This window comes from Calditrichota bacterium (assembly GCA_013112635.1).
Classification (GTDB): Bacteria; Calditrichota; Calditrichia; order Calditrichales; family J004; genus JABFGF01.
Genome location: JABFGF010000005.1, coordinates 332,931 through 345,799 on the forward strand (window position 1 = coordinate 332,931; position 12,869 = coordinate 345,799).

The 12,869-nt window shown below is 36.7% G+C and carries 13 protein-coding genes; 8 read left to right on the plus strand and 5 right to left on the minus strand.

All coding sequences use genetic code 11. The features are described 5' to 3' along the window. The first annotated feature begins 6 nt into the window (after window positions 1–6). The 4 genes from HND50_14995 to HND50_15010 all read left to right on the plus strand — a co-directional run bounded on the left by HND50_14995 (window position 7) and on the right by HND50_15010 (window position 5,238). Window positions 7–774: an alpha/beta fold hydrolase gene (locus HND50_14995; protein ID NOG46547.1), complete on the plus strand. Its 768-nt coding sequence runs from the start codon at window positions 7–9 to the stop codon at window positions 772–774. Window positions 775–980: 206 nt separating this feature from the next. Further along, window positions 981–3,629: a T9SS type A sorting domain-containing protein gene (locus tag HND50_15000; protein ID NOG46548.1), complete on the plus strand. Its 2,649-nt coding sequence runs from the start codon at window positions 981–983 to the stop codon at window positions 3,627–3,629. A 203-nt stretch (window positions 3,630–3,832) separates the two neighbouring features. After that, on the plus strand, window positions 3,833–4,510 hold the full coding sequence (locus HND50_15005) for a metal-dependent hydrolase (GenBank protein ID NOG46549.1): 678 nt from the start codon (window positions 3,833–3,835) through the stop codon (window positions 4,508–4,510). Between the two features lie 35 nt (window positions 4,511–4,545). Continuing rightward, window positions 4,546–5,238, plus strand: a complete 693-nt coding sequence (locus HND50_15010) for a M48 family metallopeptidase (GenBank protein NOG46550.1) — start codon at window positions 4,546–4,548, stop codon at window positions 5,236–5,238. A gap of 11 nt (window positions 5,239–5,249) precedes the next feature. On the opposite strand, the gene HND50_15015 is transcribed toward HND50_15010, so the two are convergent. The 3 genes from HND50_15015 to HND50_15025 form a co-directional block, all read right to left on the minus strand. Then, complete coding sequence (locus HND50_15015) at window positions 5,250–6,389, minus strand: class I SAM-dependent RNA methyltransferase (protein ID NOG46551.1); 1,140 nt, start codon at window positions 6,387–6,389, stop codon at window positions 5,250–5,252. Window positions 6,390–6,494: 105 nt separating this feature from the next. Then, window positions 6,495–6,851 carry a hypothetical protein gene (locus tag HND50_15020; GenBank protein ID NOG46552.1) on the minus strand — a complete coding sequence of 119 codons (357 nt, stop codon included), beginning with the start codon at window positions 6,849–6,851 and terminating at the stop codon, window positions 6,495–6,497. 26 nt (window positions 6,852–6,877) lie between these two features. After that, complete coding sequence (locus HND50_15025) at window positions 6,878–7,639, minus strand: hypothetical protein (GenBank protein ID NOG46553.1); 762 nt, start codon at window positions 7,637–7,639, stop codon at window positions 6,878–6,880. 328 nt (window positions 7,640–7,967) lie between these two features. Here HND50_15025 and fusA point away from each other — a divergent pair, with 328 nt between their 5' ends. The 4 genes from fusA (at window position 7,968) to HND50_15045 (ending at window position 11,623) form a co-directional block, all read left to right on the plus strand. Next, window positions 7,968–10,034: an elongation factor G gene (gene fusA / locus HND50_15030; protein ID NOG46554.1), complete on the plus strand. Its 2,067-nt coding sequence runs from the start codon at window positions 7,968–7,970 to the stop codon at window positions 10,032–10,034. Between the two features lie 125 nt (window positions 10,035–10,159). After that, window positions 10,160–10,654, plus strand: coding sequence for an HIT domain-containing protein (locus HND50_15035; GenBank protein NOG46555.1), 495 nt, complete (start codon window positions 10,160–10,162; stop codon window positions 10,652–10,654). A 52-nt stretch (window positions 10,655–10,706) separates the two neighbouring features. Further along, window positions 10,707–11,090, plus strand: coding sequence for a hypothetical protein (locus HND50_15040; GenBank protein ID NOG46556.1), 384 nt, complete (start codon window positions 10,707–10,709; stop codon window positions 11,088–11,090). 8 nt (window positions 11,091–11,098) lie between these two features. Next, window positions 11,099–11,623 (plus strand): macro domain-containing protein, encoded by a 525-nt coding sequence (locus HND50_15045; protein ID NOG46557.1) that lies wholly within the window; start codon window positions 11,099–11,101, stop codon window positions 11,621–11,623. Here HND50_15045 and HND50_15050 read toward each other — a convergent pair whose 3' ends face one another. Together HND50_15050 and HND50_15055 are read right to left on the minus strand one after the other, a co-directional pair. Next, window positions 11,624–11,980 (minus strand): ATP-dependent Clp protease adaptor ClpS, encoded by a 357-nt coding sequence (locus HND50_15050; GenBank protein NOG46558.1) that lies wholly within the window; start codon window positions 11,978–11,980, stop codon window positions 11,624–11,626. Between the two features lie 131 nt (window positions 11,981–12,111). Next, window positions 12,112–12,849 (minus strand): glycerophosphodiester phosphodiesterase, encoded by a 738-nt coding sequence (locus HND50_15055; GenBank protein ID NOG46559.1) that lies wholly within the window; start codon window positions 12,847–12,849, stop codon window positions 12,112–12,114. Window positions 12,850–12,869: the final 20 nt, after the last annotated feature.

Here is a 12,869-nt window from a genome sequence, read left to right on the forward strand (position 1 = left end):
TTATATATGATTCTAAATTTTAAACAAATTGGTGAAGGCCCGGCAATTGTTATCTTGCACGGGCTTTTTGGTATGTCGGATAATTGGATGTCCATAGCAAAGAAAATGTCGGCAGATTATTGTTTTTACCTGGTGGATTTAAGAAACCACGGACGCTCGCCTCATAGTGATGTTATAAATTACGATGTAATGAGTAATGATCTCAGGCTGTTTCTTGAGAGACAAAACCTTTCTGATATACGGCTCATTGGTCATTCTATGGGTGGAAAGGTAGCTATGAATTTTTCAAAGCACCATTCTCATTTTCTCAGCAAACTTATAGTGGTGGATATTGCACCAAAAAAGTATAATTCAACACAATTTATTGATTTTATAAATGCGTTGTTATTTATAAACCTTAACCTGTTTCAATCCCGAAAAGAAATTGAAAATGAGCTACTGAAAAAGTTAAAAGTGCATCCCGGTATTATTCAGTTCCTGCTTAAAAATTTATTCAGGACGGAGAACAATCGTTTCAAGTGGAGAATGAACCTGCCTGCTTTGAAAATGAATATTGATAATATTTTAGATGGATTAAAAATAAGTAATCCGGTGATGACAAAAACATTGTTCATGAAAGGTTCAGAATCTCAGTATATTACATTTAATGATGAGTTGATAATTAAAGAGAAATTCCCCAATTCAAGAATTGAAGAAATCAAAAATGCAACACACTGGGTTCATTCCAGTTCGCCCATAAATTTTGAAAATACTCTCCGATCTTTCTTAGCCTGATTTGATTTATTAATCGTAAAATATAGCAGTCTTCAAATAAGATTTTCCTACAAACAGATCAAAAAAAAATTGATAATATTGTTCTGTGACATATAACACCCAATAAAACGTTGCTGCGCTTAAATTAGCGTTGGATTTAAAAAAACCATAATGATCGGCATAAATAATAATAACTTAATCATAATTTTTCAACATGGAGGTTGTTTATGCAACACTCGATACTAAAATTTTTTATACTTCTCTTTTTTTCTTTGACCTCAATTATTTCCGCACAAACATTTTCCGGGCCAACAAACCTTGATGAGATTGCTGAAGAATCAACAAGTGTTTCATTTGCAGATTATAATCATGATGGTTGGGTCGATCTTTTTTTAAGCCGTGGAAATGCGTCAGATGGCACAAGTTATGACAATGTCTTATTTAGTAACTCTTCCGGTACTTTCTCAGATGCTAGTCTTTCCGTTATAACAGCAACTCAAAGAACATCTGGTACAGCAACATGGGGCGACTATGATAATGATGGAAATATAGATTTATATGTTGCAAATGCTGAGCCTGGTTTTAATGGTGGTGAGCCGCCTAATAATCTTTTTATAAACGATGGTGCCGGCGATTTTACAAACAACACCACTTTCGGAGACATTGTTGATGATAGTGATGATTCACGAGTTGTTGGTTGGGGTGATTATAACAATGACGGTTTTATTGATTTATATCAAAAAAGAGGGAATATCTTTTTTACCGGGGAAATTGCCCAGACCAATATATTTTTTAGAAATGATGCAGGTTCCGGAAGTACAAGAAACCCATCTGGAATTGGAGATATTATTACAAGTGGCGGAACCATTGACGGCATTAACAATGCGTATTCTAACTTAACCGGTGCAATGGTTTGGGGTGATTATAATGGCGATGGCTATATGGATATATATACTGCCCGCGGATCTACTAAACTTAATACACTTTGGAAAAATAATGGATCAGGTGCATTTGTAGATGACACTCCTGCGACCTTAAGACCAACACAAACTTCTACTCAGGCATGCAGCTGGGGTGATTGGGATAACGATGGTGACTTGGATTTATATACAGGTACAAAACCTGAAGCAGGAACAAAGCATAGTTTTATATTCGAAAACACAAGCACCACTAGTACCACTTCCTTTTCAGATGCAACAGCCGGGGATATTTCTACAGATGAATATTATGTTCGTGGTAGTGCCTGGGCTGATGTTGATAATGATGGGGATTTAGACCTTTTTACATCGACAATGAGTGATGCCGTTTTTGAAAATCCAGCCAGTAGATTGTACGTAAATTCGGGAACTCCAAATTACACTCTTACAATGTCTTCAACTTTTTCACTTGACGATGGCACAAATACCAGCAATGGTCGCGGTGTAGCATTTGCTGATATTGACAATGATGGAGACCAGGATTTTGTTGTGGGCCGTTTTTATAAGCCGCTTCTTTATACAAATACAACAAGCAACGGAAATAGTTTTGCCAATATCAAGCTTGTGGGAACTACAAAAAATATTTCTGCGATTGGCACACAGATTCATCTATTTGCGAATATTCCCGAGCAGACTAGTACAACAGAACAGATGCGAGAAATATCATCTCAATCCGGAGCCGGATCACAATCTGATATGCGTGCCCATTTTGGTTTAGGAACAACCTCTAAAATTGATTCAATTCAGGTAAACTGGTTAAATACAAGCGGTGGAGCTGCCCGGACAAGGACAACTTACACTGATATGCCAGTAGGCAAATTTATGGTTTTTACACAAAGTGGATCTGCCAGCGTTATTAAACAACAGGCTTTTATGTACCTTATTGGTAATACTGGAGCGGCTGTTGAGTTTGAAACAAACACAGACACAGATGGTGGATCATTAAGCATTTCACGTACAGATTCTGATCCGGGTGATGCTGGCTTTAGTGGTAGTGCCACCTCGCCTGATGCCAGTACAATTACGCCCAATGTTGTGAGCCCGGCTAAGTATTGGACAATAAGTGAAACAGGGTTAACCGGCAATTTTACTGCAGAGGTTTACATAGATATTACTGGAGTTAGTGGAATATCAGATGCGGATAAACTCGTAATTTTAAGACGTGCCAATAGTGGAGCAGCCTGGAACCCAATTAATACAGAGCGTATTGGAAATACTTTGTACTCCAGTGCTAACCTTAGTAGTTTTTCAGAGTTTGGAATTGGCTCTAATTCTGCAGATAATTCTTTACCCGTTGAGTTAACTTCATTCACAGCGGTAGCAGGAAATAACTCTATTGAGTTAAATTGGGAAACAGCATCTGAGCTGAATAACCTGGGTTATATTTTAGAAAGAACAACAAAACAGAATAATACTTTTGCTGAAATTTCTTCATATAAAGATAACTCGGCATTAGCCGGGCAAGGTAATTCAAGCACCGTCAATAATTATTCATATGTGGATAACAATGTAGTAAATGGAGAGAACTATTTGTACAGACTATCAGATATAAGCATGTCAGGTGTCCGTACATATCACTCAGTTATTGAAGCGTCTGCAAATCAGATTGTTACAGGATTTAAACTTCTGCCGAACTTTCCAAATCCATTTAATCCGGAAACAACTTTGCGATTTGAAATACCGGCTGAAAAAGCATATACAAAAATATCACTAGCTGTTTATAATGCAGCAGGCGAATTGGTTACAGAAATATATTCCGGGGAATTATCATCCGGTGTTCATGAGTTTAAATGGAGTGGTACAAATATGACTGGCCAACAACAGGCATCCGGGATTTATTTTGCTCGTTTCAGTGCCGGCAAATTTGTCCAAACGCGTAAACTTATTCTTTTGAAATAACTGATTTTGCAGAATTAAAAGTTCCTTTTAAAAATACAAGTGTGTTAAATTAATTTTAACACTCTCTCTAAGCCCCGGCTTATTTAAGTTCGGGGTTTTTTATTTTGTATTCTTGAAATATAGATATTTCATTTTTTTTTCAATTTTGTACATTAGAAGTAAGCTTTTCATAAAAATCCACTAAAACTAAGGGAGGTTTCCTTATGCCAAAACTAACATTTTTAGGTCACTCCGGTTGGCTGTTAGAATCTCCAAAGGCCAGCGTAGTTATTGATCCATTTTTAGAAGGTAATCCGCTTGCTAAACATAAAGCATCCGATTTAAATGCAGATTATATTTTAATTTCTCATGCACACGGAGACCATATTTCAGATGTTGAGTCAATCGCTAAAAATTGTAAAAGTACTATTATCGCAAATTTTGAGATTGCCACATATTATGGTGCAAAAGGCATTGAGACGCATCCATTGCATATTGGGGGTGGAAATAATTTTCCGTTTGGACGGGTAAAATTAACACCGGCCTTTCACGGATCATCATTTCCAGATGGTACTTATGGTGGAATGCCTGCCGGTATTTTATTAACTATAGATGACAAGACTTTTTATCATACTGGGGATACGGGACTGTTTTCTGATATGCAGCTAATCGGTAAACACAACCTTGTTGATGTGATGATGGTTTGTATCGGTGATAATTTTACAATGGGTATTGATGATGCCGTTGAGGCAGTTGACCTTGTAAAGCCAAGGTTAACGGTCCCAATGCATTATAAAACTTTTCCGATGATTGATGTCGACCCTGAAGAATTTGCCAGTAAATCATTTAGCTATGGAAACGAGGTAAAAATAATGGATATTGGCGATTCTTTTAATTTGTAATTTTTTTTATGATTGCTGTTTTGTAATTTTGATTTATGGATGAAAAATTACACGCAATAATCTCAAATATAAAAACTAACTATAAACCCGCAGAACAATATGATTTGCGGGTTTCTTATTATGCCTACAAAAATTTAAGCCATACCATTCGTTTAAGAAACGGAATTATTTATGTTCGCATTTCAGATAAGCTCTTTGATGCCCCGGATGAAACAATCCAGGCGGTTGGGTATATTTTATTTGATAAATTGTTTCGCCTAAAAACCAAAAAAGAAATCCGGCACCATTATCGTAATTACATTAATCAGTTCATTGTACCAAATATGAGTTTTCCTAAATCCAAAGTTTCTCCGGATTATTCGCCCATTGGTAAGTATCATAATTTAACTGATATTTTTGATTTGGTTAACAGGTCATATTTTGACTCTGCTGTTCCGAAACCAATATTGGGCTGGAGTTTAAATAAAAGTACAAGGCGGTTGGGTTTTTACGATCATTCCCGCAATCTATTAGTTATCTCGCGCATTTTTGACAAAAAACGTATTCCGGATTATGTGCGTGAATATTTAATGTATCATGAGATGCTTCATATAGTTATCCCGGTTAAAAAAATTAATGGCCGGCGTTCTGTACATCCACCCCATTTTAAGGAAAAAGAAAGACTTTTTGACAATTACGAGCTGGCGCAGAAATGGCTTAAAAAGAAACTGTGGCGATTGAGGTTTTAGAAAATTTATTTTCAATAGAGCTCATATTTAACCAGTCTTCCATCCAACCCACCATTGGAAATCTCTTTTTTCCATGATGCTTTTAATCCAATGTTTTTTATATATTTTCGCTCCCCAAAATAAATATAGGCTGTGGATCCCTTGCAGCGTTGCTTAAGAAAATCTCCAAAGTTTTTGTAAAAGCTGCTAAGATCCTCCTCATTATTTAACCTTATGCCATAAGGCGGATTGCCAATTATGGTTTTGTTTTCAAGCGACTCAATTTCAAAAACGTCTTTACGTACGATTTTAATTAAGCTTTTAGGATCGATTAGAGAGCTGTTATAAGTTGAACTTTTAACGGCCTGTAAAGCTATGTCACTTCCTGTAATTAAGTTTTCAGAAATAGAAACGATTTTTTCAAGACTGTCTTTTTTTACCTGTTGCCATACTTTAGCATCAAAATCGGGTAATTGTTCAAAACCAAATTTCTCCCTGAGAAAAGAAGCTGGCGTTGCGCTGGCCTTCAAAAATGCTTCACATAGAATTGTACCCGAACCACAAAACGGATCGTGCAACGGTGTATTACCATCCCAATCAGAATATTTAATAATGGCTGCTGCAAGAGTTTCAACCATTGGTGCTTGAACACTTCTACGGCGGTAGCCACGGCGATGCAGGCTTCCACCGGATGTATCAATACTAATTACCGCTTCATTATTTTCAATGTGCAGATTGATCCAAACATCAGGGTTACGCGTATCAACAGATGGTCTTTGCCCGATGTTTTCTCTGAAACTGTCAGCGATCGCATCTTTTAGCCTTAAAGCAGCAAACTTTGAATGCTTTATGGCACTGTGGGAGACTGTGGCAAAAACAGCGAATGTGTCGGTCGTTTGTAAAAAATCGGACCAGTTAATTTTTACTGCGGTTTTATATAAGTATTGATCCGAATGGCAGGCAAAAGTTTTAATTGGTGCCAAAACCCGGTTAATTAATCTGGAATTAAAATTTATGGTGTAGAGTGACTCTTTCTCTGCGGTAAAATGTATTCCACGGTAAGCTAAATGTGTGTTTTTTGCACCAAGGGAAAGTAGTTCTTCTTCTGCAATGTCTTTTATGTCATCTGCAACCTGGGCAAAATAACGATATGATTTTTGGTAGTTGTACAAAGAGAAATCCGGCTTTTGTTTATGAGCAATGAATTTAATTAACACGTGGTATAAACCCAAAACCTTTTCATCTACAAAAACCGGATATCTTGGGAAAAGTTTTGTTTATGGCCTTCTTCGGCGAGAGCGTCTCTCTTCCTGTATTTCCTGATATTTTTCTTTTTGTTCATCTGTTAATACTTCATTGATTTTTTTATCAGTTTCTTCACGGATCTCCGTCATCGCCTCACGCATTTCTGAGCGTTCTCCATCAAAATTATCGCGCATCTCCTGCATTTGTTCACGTTGTTTTTCAAGAATGGGTTTTATTTTTTCTACCTGCTCATCTGTCAATTCCAAGTTTTCTTTTAAGTTCTTTATCTGGTCTTCAAGAGAAAAGCGTCTTCCCCTTTCCTGACTGCAAGCTATCGTTACAGAAAATAGTACTAAAATTGAAATGCTCATAAAGATAGATTTAAACATGTATTTCTCCTTTATAAAAGTTAATATTAGTTGTTTAAAATAATGTTAAGCCATATTTCTTTTCCGTCAAAATCCGTTTTCGGCTGAGCTGGTCTTCCACCACCTCTCATGCCGCCACGTCCGCCCATTCCTCTTCCTCCTCCGGAGCGACCTCCAGACATAGCAGATCCTCTCGCTCCTTGACGTTGTTGTTCCATTTGTGAACGAACTTCTTCACTTACTTCAGCAAGTTCAATTCCAACTTTAAGTTCATTATCATCAGAAATAAAAGTTACCGGCGAGGTTGAGTTTAAAGGCAGTTTAAACTCAAAACAATATAAACCATCATTCAGGTTAAAGGCGGCCTCTAAGTTTGGGTAGCTTTTTAAAGATTGCTCAATTACAGTATCCTTTTTTTGGACAATAAAGGTTCCATTTGGGAAATAGCCTTGTTGAATATCTCCGCGGTTTCTACGCTGTCCAGGATTCGGAAACAGATTTTCATCGCGATACATAATACCGGTTTCTTTTTCTTTATCCAGCCAAAGATAAACACCACGTGATGCAAACATTCGTGCCAGCCTCTGATCATTAAAACGGAACATCAGGTATAAAGTGGGATCTGTATTTAATGCCCCGAAAACAATATTAAAATCTTCGTTAAAAACTAAGTTGTATTTTTCCCAATCGTTACCAATCCCATCAACTAAGATTTGCGTTTCTGGTTTCTTACTTTCAATTGTTTGGTTTGAGCAGGCAAAAAATGCAACTGTAAAAAGCATTAATAAGATCGCATGTATAATTTTCATTTTATATCTCCATAGAAGGTATTAATAAAACTTTGACAGTTGTTTGATTAAATTCTTGCAATTTTTTTCAGTAACAAAATTTATGTAAGAATGAAGCAGATTAAGAAAAAGAGGCTGATATTATCTTGTATGATTCGGTTCTTTTTAGTAGCTTTTGTCATTGAAATCTCGCCTTTTAAAAAACCACATTTTTTGGTTTTTTACAGGTATCTGAATATTAAAATTAAACTCTTTTTACCTGGTCTTCGTTGTCAGCTTTAATGCCAACGGTTCCCGTATCAAGAATAACATTCTACCTAACAAACTTGCAATATGTAAGGAGGAAACAGTGAAAGTATTTCAAACAGATCAAATTCGTAATATTGGGTTATGTGCGCATGGAGGTGCGGGCAAAACCCTGCTCGCAGATGCATTGCTTCATAACCTGAAAGTAGTAAACAGAATTGGCAGTATTGAGCAGGGGACAACTACTTCCGACTACAATTCTGATGAGATTGAACGCCAAATTTCAATTAACACAAGTTTAATGCACGGTGAATGGCGTGACCATAAAATTAATATTGTCGATACTCCAGGTTTTTCAGATTTCTTTGGTGAAGTTGTAGGTAGTATGCGTGTTTTAGATAGCGTATTCCTGGTAGTTTCCGCACCTTCCGGAGTTGAAGTTGGAACAGAGCTCGTTTGGGCAGAAGCGGAAAAAAATGATGTACCCCGTGTACTTATTTTAAATAAACTGGATAAGGAAAATATAGATTTTGACCAAGTATATCATGATTTAACAGAAGATCTTGATCATAGAATTGTGTTGGCACAGTTTCCTGTTAATGCGGGTCCGGGTTTTGATTCGATCGTCGATTTAATCAAAATGAAACTGTTAAAATTTAAAATAGATGGAAGCGGTCAATTCACCGAGGAAGATATTCCAGGCGATTTAAAGGAAAAAGCAGATGACCTCCATTTAAAACTTGTAGAAGCCGTTGCTGAGAGCGATGACTCATTAATGGAAAAATATTTTGAAAGCGGCCTGGATGAAAATGATTTTAGAACAGGACTAAAAACAGCAATGGCCCACGATTTGGTTTATCCTGTTTTCTGTACATCTGCGGAAAAAAATATCGGTGTTAAAAGATTGTTGGATGTAATAGTTAATTTTTGCCCTGCGCCAAATGAATTAAAAGATTATAATACCGAAGAAGGTGAAAAAATTCATGTTGATACAAAAGGTCCTTTATCAGCATTGATTTTTAAAACCAGTGGTGAGCAACACATGGGTGAACTCTCGTTTATTAAGGTTTTTTCCGGGGTATTAAGTGTTGGAGATGAAGTTGAAAATACTACGCGCGGCAAAAACGAACGTATCGCGCAGATTTATTCTTTAAATGGGAAAAACAAAGATTCTGTTGATAAATTGGTTGCTGGTGATATCGCAGCACTTGTAAAACTTAAAGAAACCCATACTGGTGATTCGCTTTGTAAAAAGGGTAGTAAAATTCATTTTCCAAAGATTGATTTTCCTGAACCACGTATTCGTGAAGCAATTAAACCAAAAGCCAAAGGTGATGAGGATAAAATTGCACAAGGCTTGCATACATTACATGAAGAAGACCCGACATTTGTTTATACTAATGATGCAGAATTACACCAGACAATTATTTCCGGCCAGGGAGAATTACATCTTGCTACAATTTTAAGCCGCTTAAAAACAAGGTTTGGGGTTGAGGTAGAAGAAGAAACACCACGCATTCCTTATAGGGAAGCAATAAAAGGCCGTGCAGAAACTCAAGGTAAATTTAAAAAGCAATCCGGTGGTAGAGGGCAGTATGGAGATTGTCATATCAAAATTGAACCGTTACCGCGTGGAAAACGTTTTGAGTTTGTAAATGCAATTGTTGGCGGTGTTATCCCCGGTAAATTTATCCCGGCGGTTGAAAAAGGTATTGTAGAAACAATGGAAAAAGGCGTATTAGCCGGATTCCCTGTTATTGATATAAAGGCAACTTGTTTTGATGGAAGCTATCACAATGTGGATTCTTCGGAGATGGCTTTTAAAGTGGCCGCTTCCATGGCTTTTAAAAAAGCTTTTATGGCTGCAAAACCCGTTATCCTGGAGCCGATTTATACTATTGATGTAAGAGTACCTGATGAATATATGGGCGATGTAATGGGGGACTTAAGCAGCCGCCGTGGTAAAATTCAGGGTATGGATGCAGATGGAAAATTCCAGGTTATTAAAGCAAATGTACCTCTGTCGGAGCTTTATAAATATTCTACTACACTGCGCTCAATGAGCCAGGGCCGTGGTATTCACAGCAGGAAGTTTTCTCACTACGAGGAAGTTCCGGGTGAAGAAACACAAAAAATTATTGAAGCTGCCAAAGAACAAGATGAAGAATAAACCAGCTGTTTTTTAAAAATTCAGTGGTTTTAAGTAAATTGATGACGGAAATGTTTTAAATTTTATTTTAGCTTTTTCGTCATCTTTTTTTGTTTAAAAAGTAATATTACATTTTGGATTTTATTATGGAAAATATGTGGGCACCCTGGCGAATGGAGTATGTATCTACAACAACAAAGACCAAAGGCTGTGTTTTTTGTAATGTTGTAAAAGACGATGACAAAACAAATCACATTGTGTATCGCGGCAAGTATTGTTATGTGATTTTGAATAAATTCCCCTATAATAACGGGCACATTATGATCGTCCCATTCCGGCATACAAACGATTTGTTGGAACTTACAGATAAAGAACAAGCTGAATGCAATTTGTTAATAAATAAATCAATTTTGGTTTTGCGCAAAATTTTTAATCCACAGGCGATTAATATGGGAATGAACATGGGCAAAGCTGCCGGTGCTGGAATTGAAGAACATATTCATTATCATCTTTTGCCACGTTGGGATGGCGACACCAATTTTATGCCCGTAATAGCAGGTGTAAAAGTAATATCAGAATCCCTTGATGCTACACATGAGAAAATGAGTAAAGCTTTTATGGACCTTATGGCAGGGGAATAATATTTTAATCTTCTGGTTTTAAAACCTGGATCGTTTTTGAGTGAAAAAAAATATGGCAAAATTATTTCGGATTGTATTACCTGTTTCTGATATTGAGCAGGCAGCAGATTTTTATTTCCAGGTATTAGGAGTTAAAGGAAAACGTGTTTCCAGCGGTAAACATTTTTTTGAATATGAAGGATTTAGTTTATCATGTTATGACCCATTGGCCAATGGCGATAAATTAGGCCAGGGCTGGATGCACCACGAAAACCAATTCACTTATTTTTCTGTTAAAAACCTTGATGCGCTTTTTTTCCGGTTAATGAAAATCCCGGATGCTGAAATTGATTCCAATATCAAAGAGAATGAACTGGGTGAGCGTCTTTTTTATGTTCTTGATCCCTTTGGCAATCCACTTTGTTTTGTGGATGAAAAGACAGTTTACGAAGGATAATATCATTGATTTCCAAGTCATTTTATTCCGGAAAAATTACTTTGCTTCAAGGAGATATTACGGAGCAGGCAACCGATGCAATTGTAAACCCGGCAAATGAATTTTTGCAACATGGTGGAGGTGTTGCATTTGCAATTGTTTCTAAAGGTGGATTTGAGATACAGAAAGAAAGCAACAAAATAGGTCATACACCGGTAGGAACAGCGGTTATAACTTCTGCGGGTAAATTGAAAGCGAAACACATAATTCATGCAGTGGGCCCAAAAATGGGTGAAGGCCAGGAAGATGAAAAACTTGCCTCTGCTACCTTGAACAGTTTAAAGCTTGCCCGTGAAAACAATCTTAAAAGTATTGCTTTTCCAGCAATTAGTACGGGAATCTTTGGCTATCCAATTGAAAGATGTGCCCCACTAATGTTAAAAGTATGTGTAGATTTTTTAATGGAAAATAACTTAGACCTGGAAATAGTCTTTTGCCTTTGGACTGTAAAAGACTACGATCAGTTTGAAAATGCCCTGAAGATGAAAAACTGATTATTGTTGCAGATCAATATCCTGATTAGCCAATTCAATGCTTGCTCGCATAGAATGTTGACTATGATCTAGCCGCCAATCTGAACCATAATTGATAATCTGATCGCGTTTGTGTTCTGCGTGCTCTTTATTGGAAGTATAAACAACAACCTTGCCTAAAACATCAACTTCGCAGGCCATCTGAAAGGCCGTGCTGTTATTATGGCCGAAAATTGCCATCAGCATCTCGATAACATAATCATAAGTATGATCACTGTCATCAAATAACACAACATGATATTTGGGTATTTCTACCTGGACTTCCTTTTCATACAGAATTTCCTGTACTTTTGGCGGAAGCGTACTTACATCTTCCATATCCGGGATATAATTTGGGTTATACTCTTGAAATGCTTCCTGCATATTATTCACTCCATTGAAGATTGAACACAAGTGATATAATATTCGACAGGCTTTAGGATTATTTAGAATGTGTTTAAGATTATAGACTATTTGTTCGGATTCTGATCAATGTATTTTGAAATCTCATGTGGAAAGTCAGTAATAATACCTTTTACTGCATCATAATTGTTAAGCCGACTGATTTCGGACTGTTCATTTACAGTCCAGACAAAAAGCTTCTTATCATTTTCTTGTGCAATTTTTATAAACGTATCATTAACTATATTTATTTCGGGATGCCAATAATCCGCAAAAAAGAAAGGTTCTGAAATTTTCCTGAAAATATCATATTTCTCAAAAAGATATCCGGTTTTAATATCTTCACCACAATATTTAACTGTTCGTAAAAAAATAGGATTAAAAGAAGATATCCAGAATTGCTCTCTATAGCCGGATGATTTCACAGCACGAACAATATATTTTGCAAATTGTCCGGCAATTGGTGTAAATACTTTAGCATCAAGATTGATTGGGACTGTATTTTTGAAATGCTCTATAAATTCTGTAAGTGTCGGGACATACAGTGGTTTCTCATTTTGTGGATTAAGGCGCAATTTTTTTAATTCGGAAAGGGAGGTGGAAAATAGCAAACCATTTTTATTAGTCATTCTCTTTGTCATTAAATCATGAAAGACTACAAGCTCACCGCTGCCGCAAAAACGAACATCTACTTCTAAAGCATTTGCGCCTTGTTGCAGTGCTAACTCACATGCATCAATAGTATTCTCGGGCAAATTGTGGTCTGCCCGTCCACGGTGGGTAATAATTAGTGGTTGCTTATCCACAGTTTTCTTAATTGGGTTTT